The following is a 16616-nucleotide window of genomic DNA, read 5'->3' on the forward strand; positions in this document are numbered from 1 at the left end:
CCGGCCACTCATCCTTCCCCACCCACCCACGCCCCAGGTCTTATGCAAGCTTACTTTCGGCGCTTCCAGCAAATTGCGGAGGCCGGCACCTACCACGAGCTGAGCACGTTACCAATCCCCAAGCCTGAATTTTTCAACTGGTCGGCCGACATTCTGGAAGGCCTGCACGTGGCCGCTCAGCCCACCAAAACCGCCCTAGTACTGGCCGACGACGCGGGCCACCACGAGATAACCTACGCCGAGTTGGCCGCCCGCGCCAACCGCCTGCTCAATTTCTGGCGCAGCGCCAGCGTGCGCCCCACCGAGGCCGTATTGTTGATGATGCCCGTGTGCGCCGAACTCTGGGACACCTACGTGGCCGGTATCAAGGGCGGCCAACTGTTGATTCCGGCCGCCAGCATCCTCTCCATCAAGGATTTGGAATATCGCTTCGGCCGCCTGCTGCCCACCGTGGTGGTGGCCGACCTCGAGAATGCCGCCAAAATCGACGCCGCCGAGCAGGCTCTAGGGCAGACTATCCAACTCAAAATGCTAGTGGGCGGGCCCAGCGCGCAGCGGCCGGGCTGGGTCGGTTTTGAAGGCACGGCCGGGCTGCCCAGCCACGCCGCGGACCACCCCACCCGCGCCGACGACCCGCTGTTTTTATTCTTCACCTCGGGTACCACGGGCTTACCCAAAGTCGTGACGCACACGCACTTTTCCTACCCCGTGGGCCACCTAAGCACCGCCGCCTGGCTGGGGCTGCGGCCCGACGATAGGCACTGCAATATTTCGCAGTCGGGCTGGGCCAAGTTTGCCTGGAGCAGCTTTTTTGCGCCCCTCAGCGTGGGCGCCACGCTGGTGGCGTACCAGGGCAGCGGACGCTTTGCAGCCGGGCCGCTGCTGGCGGCGCTAGCCCGCGAGCAAGTCACCACGTTTTGCGCGCCGCCCACCGTGCTGCGCCTGCTGGTGCTGGAGGACCTAGGGGCGTACAACTTCCGCTTTCGCGAGTGCGTGAGCGCGGGCGAACCGCTCAACCCCGAAGTGATTGAGGCCTGGCAGCGGGGCACCGGCCAGCTCATCCGCGATGGCTACGGGCAGTCGGAAAGCACGGCCATGGTCTACAACCTGCCCGGCGCCGCCGTGCGCCTGGGCAGCATGGGCCAGCCGTCGTTCATGTACGACGTGGTGATAGCTGATGATGAGGGCCGCGTACTGCCCGACCTAGCCGAGGGCCACATCGCGGTGCGCACCGACACGGGCCGGCCCAACGGCTTGTTCACAGGCTACTTTGGCGAGCCCGAGCGGGCGGCCAGCGTGTTTCGGCACGGCCTCTACTACACCGGCGACAAAGCCTACCGCGACCCCGACGGCTATCTCTGGTTTGTGGGCCGCGACGACGACGTGATAAAGTCGAGCGATTACCGCATTGGGCCTTTCGAAGTCGAGAGCGTGCTCATCGAGCACCACGCCGTAGTAGAAGCCGCCGCAGTGGGCTCGCCGCACGCTATCAAAGGCCACGAAATCAAGGCTTTCGTGCTGCTGGCGCCCGGTACCGCACCGTCGGCCGCGCTGGCGCAGGAGCTATTCGCCTACAGCCGCGCGCACCTAGCGCCCTACAAAATGCCTCGCATTCTGGAGTTCGTGCCCGAGCTTCCTAAGACCATCAGCGGCAAAATCCGGCGCGTGGAGTTGCGGGCGCGGGCGGCCGAGCAGCGGCAGAGTGGGGCGGCGGGCGAAGGAGAGTTTTTCTACGAGAAGGGTCAGGAATAACAGCACCTCCTAAACCAAAACGCGCCGCCTGCTTCTCAGCAAACGGCGCGCGCGGCGGGACCTAGGTGAATGCCCAGTTAGCTTTTCTTTTCGGCCACCGGAAATTTATCCAGGATTTCCTTGGCGTTTTTGCTGAACTCGCTGCCCAGGCGGCCGGCGTCGTCGATGGGGTCGGCCACTGAGCCGCGCCACACGAGGTTGTTGGTGCGGGCATCGATAAAGTCAATCACCAGCGTACCCTCGCGGTACTGCTCGGTGCGGGGCCGGCTGTAGTACGAGGGGCCGTACCAGTAGCCGTAGTTAATGGGCAAAAACCGGCCCCGGTAGCCGACCGAATAAGGGTACGCATAACCAGCGGCCGGCTGGGTGTCATACACCGTGCGCTCGGCTTCCTCCACAAAGGTGTGGGTAGTTACCAGAAAGTCGGCATTGTTTTCCACTTGCCGCAGGCCGCGCTTGTTGAGTTCGCCCGCAATGGCCTGCTTAATGCGGTCCTGGGCGATGGGGCTGCGCAGCAGTGGGTTGGCATTGCCGCTGGTTTTTACTTCGGTGTCGGCAAAATCGTAGGTGCGGTAGCGGTTGAAGTTAACGTTAGCGCGCTGCTCCACGTTAACCTTGGGAGCGCAGGCCGATAGGCTCGTTAGCAAAGCCATGCTAGCGCCTAAAAGAATGTTTTTCATAATTGTCAATGGGAATTAGTAGTGGCTAGCTTACTCCATTAGTTCGCAATGGGTTGCTAGCGCCCAGGTTGAGTTATATGCCCAACTTTCACTTACTGTTTATCTACGGCCGAGCTACCGGCGCGCTACTCCTACGCACTTTTGTTTTATGGAAGGACTCACGAAGATTGAAGACCTGGGCATGCCCCGCGTGGTGATAGTGGGCGGGGGCTTTGGCGGCCTTGAGCTGGCTAAGTCGCTGGCCAAGGCCCCGGTGCAGGTAGTGCTCATCGACAAGCAGAATTACCACGGTTTTTGGCCGCTGCTGTACCAGGTGGCCACGGCGGGCCTCAACCCCGACAGCATCGTGTCGCCGTTTCGCAAAATCCTGGGCGAGCAGCAGAATTTTTACTTCCGGCTAGCCGAAGTCGAATCTATCGACGCCACGGCGCAGGTGGTCGAAACCTCCATTGGGCTGCTGCGCTACGACTACCTGGTGCTGGCTACCGGCACCACCAGCAATTTTTTTGGCGACCAGCAGATGGCCGCCAACGCCATTTCGCTCAAGAACGTGACCGACGCTATTGAGCTGCGCAACACGCTGCTATCCAACTTCGAACAGGCCCTCCAAATCGGGGACCAGGACCAGCTCAACAGCATGCTCGACTTCGTGATAGTGGGCGGCGGCCCCACCGGCGTGGAGATGGCGGGCGCCCTGGCCGAACTGCGGGCCCACGTGTTTCCGCGCGACTACCGCGAGCTCGACCTCAAGCAGATGGACATCTACGTGGTGCAGAGCGGCCCGGTGCTGCTCAAAGGCATGTCGGCCGAGGTGTCGGAGAAGGCCAAGGAGTATTTGCAGGACCTAGGGGTGGAAGTGCTGCTCGATACGCGGGTGAAGTCATACGACGGCTACACGGCTACCCTTAGCTCGGGGCGGCAACTCATTACGCGCACGCTCATTTGGGCGGCGGGCGTCACGGGCGCGCCCATCAAGGGCCTGGCGCCTGAGGCCCTGCTCAAATCGAACCGCTACCAGGTAAACGAGGTCAACCGCGTGGTGGGCTACGACACCGTGTTTGCCATCGGCGACATTGCCCAGATGGCCACCGAAAAGTACCCCGACGGCCACCCGCAGGTGGCGCAGCCCGCCATTCAACAGGGCCGGTTGCTAGGCGACAACATTATTCGGGCGGTGGGCGGCCTGCCCATGCAGCCTTTCGAGTACTACGACAAGGGCACGATGGCCACCGTGGGCCGCCACCGCGCCCTGGCCGACATCAAGGTTTTTGGCAAGCAGTACCACCTCACCGGCTGGCTCGGCTGGCTGGCCTGGAGCCTCGTGCACGTGCTGGCCCTGGTGAGCTTCCGCAACCGCTTCGCCGTGTTCATCACCTGGGCCTGGAACTACGTGACCCAGGACAAAGGCATGCGCTACATCATCGGCAAGGTAAAAGCACCCCTAGCCGAAAAAGAAGTCAGCAAAGCCATCGTGTAAGTAATGAGCAATTATCAATGAGCAGACCGATTAGTTAGTCTGCTCATTGATAATTGCTCATTGACAATCAAAGTCGTACGCTGAAGGCGAGCGGCTGCACCACTACGCGCTGCAAATAGCTGCTGTAGGCCACCCGCACGCCCGCCTCCACGGGTGTGCGCAGGTGGAAGACGTTGAACAAAGCCATCACGTCGGCGCCCACGTTGCGGAAGTCCTGGTAATAGACCCGCGCGGGCGTTTGGGCGGTGGCCGGCAGGCGCAAATTGCCCTGCGCAATATCGAAAAAGGCCGTGGCGCGGAAGCGCTGCACGTAGAGCACCCGCCCCAGCGTGAGGTGCGTGAAGGCCAGTGGTAGGCTATAATCGACGCTGGCCGCCGCGAGGTTGTCGAAGCTGATGTAGCTGGTTTCGGCCCTAGGGTACGAGATGGCGGCCGTGAAATTGTACTGGTCCTGCTGCTGGTACTGGTAGCCGCCGCGCAGGCGCAGGCTGTGGTGGCGGGCCAGGCCGGGCAGGTACACGGCGCCCTGCACGCCCACTTGGCTGGCTTGCAGGTTGGTGCCAAAGGGCGTGGTGCGGTAGGTGGCTAGCAGCGTGGCGCCGCCGCGCGGGGCCACGTCACGGGTGCTTTGCTTGAGCTGGCTCACGTAGGCCAGGCTGGTTTGCAGGGCGTGCAGCGGCGTGTTGGGGCCCGTCTCGCTGCGCTTGCGCACGGGCAGGTCGTAGCCCGATACCCGCTCGTTGAGATAGTAGGCCCCTAGGGTCAGGCTTTGGAGGTATTTCGAGCGCGTGAGCACCAGCGGCAGGCGGGCGCCGGCCAGCACGCGCGCCACCTGCCACTGGTCGCGCAGGGTTTGGCCGCGCTCATTCACGATGCTGGCATCGCGCCCGCCGTAGCTGCCCTCCACGTCGAGCACCGGCCCGAGGCCCTGGTAGCTGAGCGCGCCCGTGGCGGCAAACGTGCGCTCGGTCTGGTCGTAGGTGAGGCCCGCGAAGGCCTGGGTGGTACTCAGAAAATCCTGCGAGCGCACGCCCACGCTCACGGCGTTGCCGGCCGGGCTTTGCACCACGCCGTAGCTAAACACGCGAAACGCGTGCGCCAGCGGCCGGTAGCGCCGCACCCCGTAGCGCGGCCCCGCCGAGTCGGGCGAGGCTAGGAGGCTGGCGATTTGCTTGGCAGCGGGCTCGCCGGCGGCCAGGCGCTCGGCGAAGGGGTCGGCGGGGGCCGCGGCGCGCGCCGGCGCCGGCAGGGCTAGCCAAGTGGCGGGGTCGAGCGGCATCTCAACCACCCGCGCGCCCGTGGCCCGGAAGTCGTGGAAGGCGAGGTGGCGACCGTCGGGGCTCACGGCGACGTGGTAGGCACCTAGGGGCCGGCTGGTGACCTGGTAAGTCAAGCCATTTTTGAGGCTGACGACGTAGATATTATCCACGCCCGACTGCGGCGAGTTGTAGAGCACGTAGTCGCCCCAGGGCTGCGGGTTGGTCAGGTTCACGTTGGCTGCCGGCAGCAGGTCAGTGGCGGCGCCCGTACCTAGGTCCAGCAGCTGCAAGGTTTTGCCGGCGGCGCGCAGCGTCACGGTCACCAGCTGGCGGCCATCGGGCGTGAAGCGCGGCTGCTGGTAGAAATCGTTGCGCGGGTTGGGCAGCGTTTGCAGCTCCTGGCCGGTACTCGCGTCCAGCACCACCAGCGCGTGGTGGTAGCTGGCATCGGTGCGCACAGCCACCAGGCGCGCGCCATCGGGCGAGAGCGCGGCGGCCGCGTAGCGGCTGCGCGTGCCCACGCGCACCAGCCGGCCGGTTTTCAGGTCCAGCACTTTCAATTCCGAATACACGCGCTGCCCCCAGCGCGGGCTCTGCCGAAACTCGGGCCACACCGCCTTGCCCCCGCCCACCGACAGCAGCTCGGGAATATTAATGGCGCCGGGCGTAAATACCCGTTTTTCCTGCCCGAGGTGGCCTAGGAGCACCAGCTGCGCAATGTTGTTGAGCCCGGTTTTCAGGGTTAGCACCGTGCTGTCGTTCACGTACTGCGGGTACTGGTACTGCGTGAAGATGCGCGTGCCCACTTGGCCAGCCAGCTCGCGCACCGGCGTGGGCGCGGGCCGTGCCGCCTGCTCGGCCCGCCAGGTCGAGTCCAGCTCGCGCATGGTGCGGGCGTACAGGTCCTCCACGCGCAGGCCGGTGGTGCGCCGCAGGCTATTCGAAAACGAGAACGGATAGAACGGAAACCGGTAGTACTGGTCGAGCACGCGGCCCCACACGGCGGGGCCGTAGTGCGCCTTGGCATACGAGGTGAGGTGATAGCCCAGCACGTACCAATCGGGCACGTTGTCGCGGAACGAGCCATTCACCGCCTTTTGGTACGAGTACTGCCGCCCGCTCAGCAAATTGGCGCGCAGCCCCAGCCCGAAGTACGGAATGCGCCCGCGCCCGCTGCGCGTCAGGGCCGTTTCGGTGCCCACCGCGTCGCCCTCAAAAAACCACTGCGGCACGCCCACCGCCGCCACGCCTAGGCCACCCTCGCCCAGCAGCGGCACCAGCACCCGCCCAAAGCCCTGGCGTGCCTTGTCGAACTGATTAACGTGCCGAAACTCGTGCACCACCAGCCCATCGAGCCAGTCCACGGTACCTAGGGCCTGGCCCTGCTCGGGGGTGGTGAAAAACTCGGCGTGGCGCGGCAAAAACGTTACGAAGCCGTTGCTGACCGTAGTTTGGTTTTGCAGCACCACCGCAATGGGCGGGGCGCTCACGCCCAGCGTGGCGCCGTTGGGCGCGTGCACAGCCTCCAAGCGCTGGGCCGTGCGCTGGGCCGCCGTGTCGAGCCCCGCCGGATACAGCACCCGAAAGTGAGGCGTGCGCACCTCTTGCCAGCGCAGGCTAGGCGGGTTTTGGCTGATGATGGGCAGGCTCTGGGCGGCGCTGGTAGCGGCGGCCAGCCCGAAGGCTAGCGAAAAAAGCAGACGTGGCATTACGGCCCAAGTTACTGCCGCCAATGCGCTCAGCCGCAGCAAACGGCAGCGCTTTTTTTCAGCGGCCTAGTCGGCGGCTCGCTGCGCCGCCGGCCGCAGGTCGGGCGTGAAATACAGGGATAGCTGCGCGGTGTGGTTGCGCTCGAATACCACGCCATCATCGTGCTGCACAATCTGGTTGAGGTAGCTGGCCTCTACGGATAGCGCTTCGCTAAATTGAAAACCCAGGCCACCGTATAAGCGGTTCTGGTTGAATACATTGGCCTGCACATTTTCCCCGTAGCTCATAAAAATCTCGTCCGAGGCCAGCGCGTAGAGAGTGCCGGGACCTAGCTCGGGCTTGGTGAGCGCCAGCTTGAGCTGCGCCCGGTAGCGCGAGCGGTTCTGGAACAAGTACCGGTCCTCGCCCTCGGCGCGCAGCCAGCGCTCATCCTGAATGAAACGATGCGCCACGCTGAGGCGGCCAAATTGCTGGCCCAGCGACACCAATTGGTAGATGCGCCGCTCGAAAGTGCGCCCCGCATCGGGGTAGTCGCCGTAGGGCAGCGACAGCAAATACGTGCCCCCTAGGGTAACCAGCACGTTCTTAGGCAAATGATAGTTTATGCCCGCCCGGTAGAAATACTGCTGCGGGTCGCGCAGGCCGTTGGTGCGGCGGTACTGAAACTCGGTGTGCAGGCCCCAGCGCCCCGCCAGGCGCGCATCGCTAGAGTAAGTCAGCCACACATTGTGGTTCGGGTCCCAGCGGCGGGGCGGGGCGGTTTGCGCGTGCGCCCCGGTGCCCGCCAACAGGCACCCCAAGGCCAAATACCACTTTTTCATGAGTCGCTATGTAAAAAATGTAGCGACCAACCAGCCCGCTTAGCCCCTAGGTACGCTAAGCCGTGCGTTTGAGGCCGATGATGCCGACCAAAATGCAGCCGATGTAAAAGACGTGCGCCCACTGAAAAGCCTCCTTCAGCACCAGCGTATCCACTATTTTGATGCCCACCAGCGCTACGCCCATCCAGATGGCAAAGGCAGTGGAAGCCGGAATAACGTTGAGCGCCTTCGAGAAAAAGAACACGTTGGCCACGCCAAAAGCCACGTAGCCAATGGCCGGCAGCAGCGTCGCCGCCCCCGTCGAATTGGCAAAAAACTGCGACCAGTCCAGCGCCTTTATTTTGGCAACGCTCGTGTATTTGAGGCTGTAGTTCCAGCACACCTCCATCACGGAAGCCAGCAGCAGATACAGCCAAGCAGGGTTAAAATTAAAGCTCAAGAGACAGGAGAAGCAACGGGGCGGGAAGAATCGGTGGTAGCTGCGGCAACGGCGGCGGCGGGCTCAGGGTTGCCGCCGGGGCGCGGGGCGGGCACGGTTTCCAAGGCGCCCTGGGGCACCTCCCAGCCTTGCAGCACTTTGGCGGCGGGCAGGCGCTCGCCTACCCAGCCCAGCAGGCGCCAACGCACGCCGTGGTAGGCGCGGAACACGGCCGACTTCTCGGCCAGCGCCTTTTCATCGAAGCGCACCACCGAAAAGGCGTGCTGCGCAAAGTAGTCCTTGGGAAAAGCGTATGGCAGGCCCCAGCGCTCGGGCTTGCGGTCCTGGGGCAAAAAGGCAGTGCCGAACATCCAGTCCCAGAAAGCGAATTTGGTCGAGAAGTTGGCGTAGTACACCTCCTCGTGGTCGGCGTGGTGCCAGAGGTGCATTTCGGGCCCGTTGATAACGTATTGTAGCTTACCCGATTTCACGTCGATATTGGCGTGAATGTACATGCCCCACACAGCATCAATTAGTGCCTTAATGGGCACCACTATCGGGTTGGCACCTAGAAGAATGATGGGCGCAAACTCAATACTTTGATTGATAATAATCTCGACGATGTGCGAGCGAGAGCCGGCCAGCCAGTCCACGTGCTTACCCGAGTGGTGCGCCTCGTGGGTGCGCCAAAAGAAGGCGCTGTTGTGCTGGAAACGGTGAAACCAGTAGATATAAAAATCGTGGGTAATCACGAAAAAGCCTACCTGCGCCGCCACTGGCCAGCTGCTCACCAGGTCGAACCGCGTGCCGAAGTGCGCCGCCAGCGGCGCGATGATGAAGCCAAAAATCAGGATTTGCAGGAAGTAGCTCTGCACCAGCGTGTACCAAAAGAGGTCCACGAACAGCCCCTCGCGGAAAAATGGCAGCCCTTTGCGGTACGGAAACTTGCGCTCGAGCACCAGCAGCACTACCACCGCCAGCAGCAGGATGGGAGTGGTAATCATTGTGGTGCGCCCCACAGCGTTGAGGCTGTAGTAAAACGTGCTTATCGGCTCCAGCATAGCGTATTCGATAGAGTAGTATCTGTGCCCCTAACTGCCTGCGCGGGGCGAATGTTCGCCTTTCAAGGAAAGTTAGCAGCCTAGGTATAAAAATGTCATTGCGAGCGCAGCGAAGCAATCGCACCCGAACGGCAACCGAACAGGTGCGATTGCTTCGCTGCGCTCGCAATGACAGACGTTTGAGGCATAGCGCCTCCTAACTCAAGGAGGGGGAACCTAGGCGGCCGTCACCTCGCGGCGGAGGCGGCGCAGGGGCTCTTTCTCGCTCTCGTACACCACTTTCACGCCGTCGCCGAGGCCGGCTTCGGTGTCGCGGATGTCGCGCACGAGCTTGGCCATGCCACCGGGCTCCACGCTAGCGGCATGGTCCGAGCCCCACATGGCCCGGTCAAGGGTGAAGTGACGCTCCACAAACGTAGCGCCCAGGGCCACCGCCGTTACGGTAGTGCTGAGGCCGGTTTCGTGGCCCGAGTAGCCGATGGGCGTGCCGGGGAATTGGGCTTGCAGGGTTTGCACCATGCGCAGGTTCAGCTCCTGGGGCGGGCAGGGATAGGCTGACGTGCTGTGCGCAATCATCAGGTTATCAAGGCCTACGTAGGCCACGGCGTCCGTGATTTCCTGCTGGGTGCTCATGCCGGTGCTCAGCATGAGGGGGCGGCCGGTGGCGCGCACGCGGTCGAGCAGGGGCTTATCAGTAAGCGAAGCCGACGCCATTTTGTAGAGCACGGGCTGGAATTGCTCCATGAAATCTACCGACGGCTCATCCCAGCACGAGGCAAACCAGTCGATGCCGCGGGCCTTGCAGTAGTCGTCGATGGCCGTGTATTCTTCGAGGCCAAACTCGGTTTTGCGCTTGTAGTCGATGTAGCTCATGCGGCCCCAGGGGGTGTCGCGCATTTTCTCCCACTGGTCTTTGGGCACACACAGCTCGGGGGTACGCTTCTGAAACTTCACCGCATCGCAGCCAGCCGTCACGGCCGCATCGATGAGCTGCTTGGCAATGTCGAGCGAGCCGTTGTGGTTAATGCCGATTTCGGCAATGATGTAGCACGGCTGGCCGGGGCCAATGGCGCGGTTTTTCTTGATTTGAACGACTGACATAACGAGTAGGTGGTGGGGCAAAAAACGAAAGAGCGAATGAGATAAAAGCAACCTAACAGCGGCGCAACCAGTTGGTTTAGCCCATTGATTTCCCAATGACGTAAGCCGCCGCTTTTTATTTTAAAACGCAGCTATTCGGCGCCGCGGTTGGGCACCGGCGCGCCGCCCTTGTGGCTGATAATCAGCTCGGCCAGCTCCCGAAAAGCGCCCTGCCCGCCAAAGGCCTGGCACTGATAATCGGCCGCCTCACGGGCAAAAACAGTGGCATCGCCGGGGCAGGCCGCCAGCCCTACCAATCCCAGAATGGCCACGTCGTTGGTATCGTCGCCAATGAAAGCAACCTCCTCGGCTGTGAGCCCCAGGCGAGTCAAAATCTCGGCCAGCAGTGGCGCTTTATCCTTAATGCCTAGGTGCAACTCCGTGATTTTAAGCTTCTCGGCGCGCTTGCTCACCGAGGGCGAGCGCTCGCCGGTCACGATGCCCGTATCCACCCCCACGGCGCGCAGGCGCTCCACACCCATGCCATCACGGATGTTGAAGCGCTTGAGCACCTCGCCGCTTTCGCCGTAGTAAACGCCGCCATCGGTGAGCACCCCATCGCAGTCGGTGAGAACGAGCTTGATGCGGCGAGCTTTGGCAACCAGGTCAGCGTGCTTCATAAGCAGTAGTCAAATAAAATCCAGTTTAAAAATACTACCTAGGTCGTCAATACGCTCGTACCGCGTGCGTTGCGGCGGGCGTCTCGCGCCCTAGGCACCTTATCAAAAAGCGCACCACGCGGTGCTACATGGCTCTAAATAGCCGTCCAGCCGCCATCCACCACGAGGTTAGCGCCCGTCATGTAGGCCGAAGCGTCGGAGGCCAGGAACACCACCGCGCCCTGGTAGTCGGTGGGCGCGGCCATGCGCCCTAGGGGCGTTTTGGCGCTGTACTGCTTCACAAAAAAGGCATCCTGGCTGTTCTCCACGCCGCCCGGCGAGAGTGTGTTTACGCGCACGCCCTTATTGCCCCAGTAGGCAGCCAGGTAGCGGGTAAAGTTTACCACCGCGCCCTTAGTCATGGGGTAAGAAGGTGATTTATAGAAGCTTTGCTCGCCGGCCTCGTTGCGGTAGATGCTCTGGTCGGGCCCCACGATGCCGTAGGTGCTGGCCACGTTAATGATAGAGCCGTGGCCCTGCTCGGCCATCGGCGTGCCAAATACCTGCGCGGCCAGGAAGATACCGGTCACGTTCACCTCCAGCACTTTCTGGAACGTCGCCAACGGGAAATTCTCAAACTTGCTGAGTTCAGCCGCGAGGGCCGGATTCTCAAACATGTCGTTGATGGCCGCATTATTCACCAGCACATCGAGGTGGCCAAAATGGATAATAATTTCATCACGCGCCGCCGCCAGCGACTCGGGCGAGGTCACGTCCACGGCCAGCGGCAGGTGGATGGCACCGGGCAGGCCGGCGGCTACTTCGCGGGCCTTATCGAGGTGCAGGTCGGCCACGACCACGTTGGCACCGGCCAGGGCCAGGGCCTCGCAGTGCTTCTGGCCGATGAGGCCGCACGCGCCGGTGACGATGGCAGTTTTGTTGGTTAAGTCGAAGAAATTCATGAGGATTCTCGCTGCCCGCAGACCTCACCCCCTAGCCCCCGAAAAATGCTTTTGACGCATTTCCAAAAAAGAGGGGGAACTAGTTTCTAGTTTTGGTTCTAGAAACCTATTACAAGTGAGCAGTTTACTGCGGGAATAGCAAATAACTAAAGCTAAAACTAAAAGCTAGTTCCCCCTCTTTTTCGGAAATGCGTCAAAAGCATTTTTCGGGGGCTAGGGGGTGAGGTTCGCGGGCGGCAAGCAACTATTTCTTCACTGGTGCGGCATTGGTCACCTTGCGGAACACGGCTTCCAGCGGCTCGCCTTCGAGGCGGGTGCTTACGTCGCCCTTCTCGATGGCATCTTTCAGCAGCGGCAGCACCGCTTCGTAGGCAGCCAGGGTTTTGGCTACGTCCTCGTCGGTGTGCGAAAAGCTCATGTTGTGGAAACCGCCCCACAGGATGCCCTGTTTGAACAGCTCCTGCTGTACGTAAGCCTTAGTTTCCAAGGGATTGCCGGCGCTGGCGTCGAAGGTCACGATGCTGCGGCAGTCGTAGCCGTAGCACTTGGTGTAGCTGCTCAGGCCGAGGTCGGCGGCGATTTTGTTGTAGCCTTCCTTCAGCTTGTTGCCCTGGCTAGCCAGGAACGCGGGCACGTTTTTCTCGCGCATTTCGCTGATAGTGGCGATAGTAGCGGCCAAACTCAGCGCCTCACCGCCGAAGGTGGTGAAGAAAAACACGTCCTGCTCAAACAGTTGCAGCACGTCTTTGCGGCCCGTGAGCAGCGCGATGGGCATGCCGTTGGCGCACGCCTTGGAGTACACCGCGAGGTCGGGCGTGATGCCGAAATACTCCTGCGCGCCGCCGATAGCGATGCGAAAGCCGGTCCACATCTCGTCGAAAATCAGCAACGTGCCGTTTTCTTTGCAGAGGCGGGCTACTTCGTGCAGGAAGTTGTCCTTGGGCGCGTCGAAAATAAACGGCTCCAGGATGACGCAGGCCACATCTTCGGTCAGCAATTCCTTGAACGAGTCGAGGTTATTGTACTCGAAGGCGCTCACCAGGTCCTTGCTTTCCTGCGGGATGCCCTTATCGCGGCTCGTGGTGCCGATGTACCAATCGTGCCAGCCGTGGTAGCCGCAACACAGCACGTGCGGCCGGCCCGTGAAAGCGCGCGACACGCGCACCGCCGCCGAGCACACATCGGCGCCAGTTTTAGAGATGCGGATGCTCTCAGCGTTCGGGATAATCTCGTGAATCAGCTCCGCTACCTCGACTTCCAACTCGTGCATCATCGAAAACGTGATGCCGTCTTCGAGCTGCGCCTTGATTGCTTCATCAACCCTGGGGTAGGCGTAGCCCAGGCTCAGCGGGCCGATACCCATCTGGTAGTCAATATATTCGTTGCCATCGACGTCCCACACGTGGGCACCTTTGCCGCGCTTCACGTACTTCGGGCTGGCGCCCTTGGTGTACTGGCCCGGCCCCTTGGCAAGGGTCTGGGTGACCGGGGTCATGATTTTCTGCGCCCGGGCGTAGAGGTCGTCAGATTTAGAGAAATTCATAAGGATTGTTTAGGCTATTACTAAAGACCGTCATGCTGAGCATTCTGCGCATTAAGCAGAGACGTAGCGGATTCGAAGCATCTCGCGTGGCGCAGTAATTACCTACGCCTATCAACGAGGCGGTAGAGATGCTTCGGCTACGCTCAACATGATGGTTTTAACTAAAAATTACTCGGCAAATTCGTTTTCAACTACCTCAGTTTTCTCGTTGAAAACGTGCTGCTTATCACCCAGCTTCTTGCCGATGCGGCGGGCAATGTGCTGGCCCGTGAAGCCTTCGTATTCGAGCACTTCGCTCAGGCGGCCGGGCTTGTACCACTTTTCCTTGAGTGCCAGCGGCAGCACTTTGGCGGTCAGCTCGTTTTCGAGCAGTAGCTCGGCCACGATGGAATATAGACCGCCCGTCTGGAAGTGGTCCTCTAGGGTCACTACGAGCCCACCGCTACGCACCACGTTCAGCACTGCTTCGCTGTCGAGCGGCTTGAGGCTGCGCAGGTTCACAAGGCCCACCGAGTAGCCGGCTTCGGCAAGTAAGTCCTTGGCAACGAGCGCCTGCTCGAACAGCATACCGTAGGTAAGGATGGTCACGTCGTGGCCTTCGCTCACGATTTCGGCCTTGCCGATTTCAAACGGCGCGTGCTGGTAGGTGGCGGGGCGGGTGTTGACGCGCACGTAGGCCGGGCTAGGCGAGGCCCAAATGGCGGGCAGCATGGCGAGCATGTCCTGCTCGTCGGCGGCGGCAAAAACCGTCATGCCCGGGATGCCGCGCATCAGCGAAATATCCTCGATGGCCTGGTGCGTAGGCCCGTTGCCATCCGACAAAAAGCCGGGCACGAACGAGCTGATTTTCACCGGCAGGTTGGCAATGCCTACGTCGGTGCGGATAAACTCGAACGCCCGCAGCGTGAGGAACGTGGCCAGGGCGTGCACTACCGGCACGCGCCCGCGCAGCGCCAGGCCGGCGGCCGCGCCAATCATGGTTTGCTCCGTGATGCCGGTGTCGATAAAGCGCAGCCCCAGCGGCCCCGGCAGGTTGCGGATGAGGGCGCGGTTTTCGGCCGTCATCACAATGAGACGCTCGTCGGCCAGAGCCGTTTCGTGGATAAGCTGTTCGTAATTCATGACCGCAGATTTAACGGATTTAACGGATTTCGCAGATACGCCCCGCTGCGCGGGGCTGACTAGGCGAGTGAAATCAGACGAGAGAATGGGGAAGAATCGGCTCTGCTTGACTCAACTCAGCTCGATTTGAGTTCAGTTGAGTCAAGCAGAGCCGACTTAATCTTACTACTTGCAGCGCTTTTATCGCCTGCATGACAGACAGCAGACAGCAAACAAACGGCCAACGCCCACATAGTCAGCCCCGCGCAGCGGGGCATATCTGTGCAATCCGTTAAATCCGTTAAATCTGCGATTTTAGCGGACGGTGAGGGTTTCGCTGGTGAGCGTGGTGGCTTCCTGGCTGTGCAGTTCCTTGAGCAGCTCGGTTACCTCGTCGCTGCTGAAGTTGCAGAACCAACGGTCAGCGCGGCGCTCGATGCTGGGCAGGCCGCGCCCGCGCACTGTGTCGCAAATGATGACCGAAGGCTTGGTGTCGCTGAAGGGCAGGGCCAAAAACGCTTCTTCCAGCGCCACGAAGTCGTGGCCATCAATGCGGCGCACCTCGGCCCCAAACGCCTCGAATTTAGGACCTAGGGGCTCCAGCGGTATCAAATCTTCGGTAGCGATGTTGGCCTGGAAGTGGTTGCGGTCAACTACGAAGGTCAGGTTGTTGGCCTTGTGAGCGCTGGCTACCAGCACGGCTTCCCAGCAAGTGCCCTCGTTCAGCTCGCCGTCGCCGGTGATGACGATGACGTGCTGGTTCTGGCCGCGCATCCGCGCATCCAGCGCCACGCCCAGGGCCACGCTCGGCAGGTGGCCCAGCGAGCCCGAGTGAAACTCGACGCCCGGCACACTCCGGTTAGGGTGCCAGTAGATGCTGTCGCTGGTTTTCAAGTGGTTGTTGAGCCGCTCCTTGGGCATGAAGCCCAGCTCGGCAAATACCCCGTAGAGGGCCGGCACGTCGTGGCCTTTGCTCAGGAAAAGGTAGTCGCGCTCGGGGTCTTGCAGGTTGCCGGGGTGCACGTTAAGAAAGTCGGCGTAGAGATACACCAGCAGGTCGGCGCAGCTCAGCGAGGCGCCCGTGAAGCAGCCGCCATCGGTGCTGAGGCGCACGATGTGCTCGCGCACGCGCAGGGCCAGTTCTTTTAGCTCGTTTTGTTTTTCAGAAGTCATACGTAGGGTGCGGGGCTTGTCCCCGCCCGTCGTTGAACGGTAAAATGAAAGTACTTTATTGCCAACCCAAGCGACTGGGCGGGGGCAAGCCCCGCACCCTACTTAGCTTTAGTTTGGGCAGAATCCACGGTTTTAAGCTCGTCCAAATGATTGCGGTACCAGTTCACGCCGGCCAGGTCGGCGTTCAAGGCGTAAATGTCCGGCCTTTGTTTTAATAAAGCCAGGATATCGCCCAGCCCAAACCGAGGATTGGCAGAATAAAGCGCTTCGTACACGGCCTTTATAAAGTCGTAGTCGGCCGGATAATCAATCGTGAGGCGGTGCGACATCGAGTAGTCGAGGCCCGTTTCCCAGGCCACGTTGGCCAGCCGGAAACGCGCGGGGTTTTCCCAAAAAAACGGCGTGGTGTGCTCGCGCTCCAGCGGGCGCCGGGCTTCGCGCCAAGCGGTTTCGAGCGCCGCGAAGGTCATTACCTCCACGTCATTGCCGTCGGGATAAGTAGCGGGGTGCAGGTTACTCACGAAGTCGTACTGCCCTTGGGTGGCGTCGAAGTAACCTAGGACCTTATCGATAATGGCGGGGTCGATGAGTGGGCAATCGCTCGGAATTTTTACTACGGCCTCCGTTTCGCCAAAGTGCCGCGCGGCCTGGTAGTGGCGGTCGAGCAGGTCGAGGGCCGAGCCCCGAAACACCGCAATGCCATGCTGCGCACACAGCGCGGCCAGGGCATCATCGCCCGCCTCATCGGTCGTAATCACGGCTACCCGGCCTACTTTAGCCGCCTGCTGCACCCGCTCGACTTGCCGCACCAATAGCGGCTGGCCGCACAGGTCGAGGCTTACTTTGTCGGGCAGCCGGGAGGAACCGCGGCGGGCCTGAATTAGCGTGAGCATGGGTTAGAGTATAAAACGTAATATATT

Annotated in this window: 14 protein-coding genes; 2 read left to right on the forward strand and 12 right to left on the reverse strand. The window is 61.5% G+C overall.

Translation table 11 applies throughout. The annotated features are described in order from the left end of the window. Positions 1-42: 42 nt before the first annotated feature. Positions 43-1752, forward strand: a complete 1710-nt coding sequence (locus tag ACFSDX_RS15390; RefSeq protein WP_382315063.1) for an acyl-CoA synthetase — start codon at positions 43-45, stop codon at positions 1750-1752. A gap of 77 nt (positions 1753-1829) precedes the next feature. Here the strand turns inward: ACFSDX_RS15390 and ACFSDX_RS15395 are convergent, their stop codons facing one another. After that, positions 1830-2432 (reverse strand): DUF4136 domain-containing protein, encoded by a 603-nt coding sequence (locus ACFSDX_RS15395; protein ID WP_382315064.1) that lies wholly within the window; start codon positions 2430-2432, stop codon positions 1830-1832. A 148-nt stretch (positions 2433-2580) separates the two neighbouring features. Between ACFSDX_RS15395 and ACFSDX_RS15400 the strand changes: the two genes are divergently transcribed. Beyond that, positions 2581-3909: an NAD(P)/FAD-dependent oxidoreductase gene (locus tag ACFSDX_RS15400; protein WP_382315066.1), complete on the forward strand. Its 1329-nt coding sequence runs from the start codon at positions 2581-2583 to the stop codon at positions 3907-3909. A 67-nt stretch (positions 3910-3976) separates the two neighbouring features. Here the strand turns inward: ACFSDX_RS15400 and ACFSDX_RS15405 are convergent, their stop codons facing one another. From ACFSDX_RS15405 to ACFSDX_RS15455, 11 genes are all read right to left on the reverse strand, one after another. Further along, the gene (locus ACFSDX_RS15405) at positions 3977-6877 is read right to left on the reverse strand and encodes a TolB family protein (RefSeq protein ID WP_382315068.1); all 2901 of its coding nucleotides are present in this window, start codon (positions 6875-6877) and stop codon (positions 3977-3979) included. 66 nt (positions 6878-6943) lie between these two features. After that, positions 6944-7699 carry a DUF2490 domain-containing protein gene (locus ACFSDX_RS15410; RefSeq protein ID WP_382315070.1) on the reverse strand — a complete coding sequence of 252 codons (756 nt, stop codon included), beginning with the start codon at positions 7697-7699 and terminating at the stop codon, positions 6944-6946. A gap of 55 nt (positions 7700-7754) precedes the next feature. Continuing rightward, positions 7755-8138 (reverse strand): DMT family transporter, encoded by a 384-nt coding sequence (locus tag ACFSDX_RS15415; protein WP_382315072.1) that lies wholly within the window; start codon positions 8136-8138, stop codon positions 7755-7757. After that, complete coding sequence (locus ACFSDX_RS15420) at positions 8135-9178, reverse strand: sterol desaturase family protein (RefSeq protein WP_382315074.1); 1044 nt, start codon at positions 9176-9178, stop codon at positions 8135-8137. Before ACFSDX_RS15420 ends, ACFSDX_RS15415 begins: the two co-directional genes overlap by 4 nt. A gap of 216 nt (positions 9179-9394) precedes the next feature. Beyond that, on the reverse strand, positions 9395-10279 hold the full coding sequence (locus ACFSDX_RS15425; RefSeq protein ID WP_382315076.1) for an N-acetylneuraminate synthase family protein: 885 nt from the start codon (positions 10277-10279) through the stop codon (positions 9395-9397). Between the two features lie 131 nt (positions 10280-10410). Further along, complete coding sequence (locus tag ACFSDX_RS15430) at positions 10411-10938, reverse strand: KdsC family phosphatase (protein ID WP_382315078.1); 528 nt, start codon at positions 10936-10938, stop codon at positions 10411-10413. A gap of 134 nt (positions 10939-11072) precedes the next feature. After that, a complete protein-coding gene (locus ACFSDX_RS15435) occupies positions 11073-11879 on the reverse strand; it encodes an SDR family oxidoreductase (RefSeq protein WP_382315080.1) in 807 nt (268 codons plus the stop codon). Between the two features lie 244 nt (positions 11880-12123). Next, positions 12124-13422: an aminotransferase class III-fold pyridoxal phosphate-dependent enzyme gene (locus tag ACFSDX_RS15440; protein WP_382315082.1), complete on the reverse strand. Its 1299-nt coding sequence runs from the start codon at positions 13420-13422 to the stop codon at positions 12124-12126. Positions 13423-13590: 168 nt separating this feature from the next. Continuing rightward, the gene (locus ACFSDX_RS15445; RefSeq protein WP_382315084.1) at positions 13591-14544 is read right to left on the reverse strand and encodes a transketolase family protein; all 954 of its coding nucleotides are present in this window, start codon (positions 14542-14544) and stop codon (positions 13591-13593) included. Positions 14545-14838: 294 nt separating this feature from the next. Beyond that, a complete protein-coding gene (locus tag ACFSDX_RS15450) occupies positions 14839-15696 on the reverse strand; it encodes a transketolase (protein ID WP_382315086.1) in 858 nt (285 codons plus the stop codon). 98 nt (positions 15697-15794) lie between these two features. Then, complete coding sequence (locus ACFSDX_RS15455; protein WP_382315088.1) at positions 15795-16589, reverse strand: cytidylyltransferase domain-containing protein; 795 nt, start codon at positions 16587-16589, stop codon at positions 15795-15797. Positions 16590-16616: the final 27 nt, after the last annotated feature.

The organism is Hymenobacter bucti (genome assembly GCF_042681145.1).
GTDB classification, from domain to species: Bacteria; Bacteroidota; Bacteroidia; order Cytophagales; family Hymenobacteraceae; genus Hymenobacter; species Hymenobacter bucti.